At 56.0% G+C, this 1,806-nt stretch carries 2 protein-coding genes and 1 pseudogene; 2 read left to right on the top strand and 1 reads right to left on the bottom strand.

Annotated features, from left to right (window positions below; genetic code table 11):
• Both ACLD9W_RS12285 and rpsJ read left to right on the top strand, forming a co-directional pair.
• A pseudogene (locus tag ACLD9W_RS12285) lies at positions 1–107 on the top strand (elongation factor Tu); the annotation flags it as partial.
• 19 nt (positions 108–126) lie between these two features.
• Positions 127–438: a 30S ribosomal protein S10 gene (rpsJ, locus tag ACLD9W_RS12280; RefSeq protein ID WP_002642322.1), complete on the top strand. Its 312-nt coding sequence runs from the start codon at positions 127–129 to the stop codon at positions 436–438.
• 281 nt (positions 439–719) lie between these two features.
• Here rpsJ and argB read toward each other — a convergent pair whose 3' ends face one another.
• The gene (argB, locus tag ACLD9W_RS12275; RefSeq protein WP_410842275.1) at positions 720–1,610 is read right to left on the bottom strand and encodes an acetylglutamate kinase; all 891 of its coding nucleotides are present in this window, start codon (positions 1,608–1,610) and stop codon (positions 720–722) included.
• Positions 1,611–1,806 lie beyond the last annotated feature (196 nt).

Genomic DNA, 1,806 nt, shown 5'->3' with positions numbered 1-1,806 from the left:
CCGTTGAACTGATTGCCCCGATCGCCATGGAAGAAGGTTTGCGCTTCGCCATCCGCGAAGGCGGCCGTACCGTCGGTGCGGGTGTTGTGTCTACCGTAATCGCTTAATTTGAAGGATAACGAATCAATGGCAAACCAAAAAATCCGTATCCGTCTGAAAGCCTACGATTACAGCCTGATCGACCGTTCCGCACAGGAAATCGTTGAAACCGCCAAGCGTACCGGCGCCGTTGTCAAAGGCCCGATTCCGCTGCCGACCAAAATCGAGCGTTTCAACATCCTGCGTTCGCCGCACGTGAATAAGACTTCCCGCGAACAGCTGGAAATCCGCACCCACCTGCGCCTGATGGACATCGTGGATTGGACCGATAAGACTACTGACGCACTGATGAAGCTGGATCTGCCGGCCGGTGTGGACGTGGAAATTAAAGTCCAATAATCTGCTTGCAGCGGTAAAGAAAAGCCGAGCGGGAAACCGTTCGGCTTTTTGCATGTGAACAAGTTACGGGTATGGTGAGTCAACACAAAAAGATACAAGGCAGCAAGCCGCAGACAGTACGGGTAGTACGACAAGGCTCAGCAACGCCGTAGATTTTTGTGTTGGCGCACTATATATGAACGGCAGATGTTGGTTTATACCGGCAACGGAAAAGACCGTCTGAAAGCTGCACTTTCAGACGGTCTTTGTTCCGCCGATTCAGGCATGGTGAGACACTTTGTTCAATCTTCCCGACCCAAAATCATTGTGCCGATGCCCGTGTCCGTGAACACTTCCAAAAGCAGGGCGTGGAGGATGCGGCCGTCGATAATGTGCACGGCACGCACTCCGTTGGCGGCGGCATCGAGGGCAGACGAAATTTTCGGCAGCATGCCACCATGCAGCGTCCCGTCGGCTGTCAGCTCGGAAATGCGGTCCGGTGTCAGTTTAGTGAGCAGGCGGCCGGATTTGTCCAGCACCCCCGTGATGTTGGTCATCATCAGCAGTTTTTCCGCGCCCAGTTCTTCGGCTAGCCTGCCAGCCACTAAATCCGCATTGATATTGAACGCCTCCCCCGCGCTGCCGACGCCGATGGGGGCAATGACCGGAATGCCGCCGCGCTCGATAACGATGTGCACCAAAGCCGTGTCGATGCTGTCCACTTCGCCGACCTGGCCGATATCAACGCGCCCCTCAGGCGTGTCCAACAGCAGCTTTTTGGCGCGGATGAAGTGGCCGTCGCGGCCGGTGATGCCGATGGCGCTGCTGCCGTTTTGGTTCAGCAGCGAGACGATTTCCTTGTTGACATGGCCGCCGAGCACCATTTCCACAATGTCCATCGTTTCGGCATCGGTGACGCGCATGCCTTGGACGAATTCGCTCTTTTTGCCAATTTTTTCCAGCATTTCGTTAATCTGCGGCCCGCCGCCGTGGACGACCACGGGATGGATACCGACCAGTTTCAGCCAAGCCACGTCTTTGGCAAACCCTTCTTTCAGGTGCTGCTCGGTCATGGCGTTGCCGCCGTATTTGATAACGAAAATGCTGCCGGAAAAGCGGCGGATGTAGGGCAGGGCTTCGGCCAGAATGTCGGCTTTGAGCTGCGGCGAAACCTTGTCGGTCGGTTTGTGCATATCGGAATCCTCTATTGTTGTCGTTGGCAGGCTGCGGATTGTACCGCAGCCTGCGGCACAGCGGAGGGAGGCCGTCTGAAAACCGCGAATGCGGTTTTCAGACGGCCTCACGTTTTCAGACGGCCTCACGTTTTCAGACGGCCTCACGTTTTCAGACGGCCTCACGTTTTCAGACGGCCTCACGTTTTCAGACGGC

It is taken from the genome of Neisseria sp. WLZKY-1 (assembly GCF_046546535.1).
In the GTDB taxonomy this organism is placed as follows: Bacteria; Pseudomonadota; Gammaproteobacteria; order Burkholderiales; family Neisseriaceae; genus Neisseria.
Note: the sequence above shows the minus strand (reverse complement) of the source record. Positions and strands in the feature narration are given on the sequence as shown.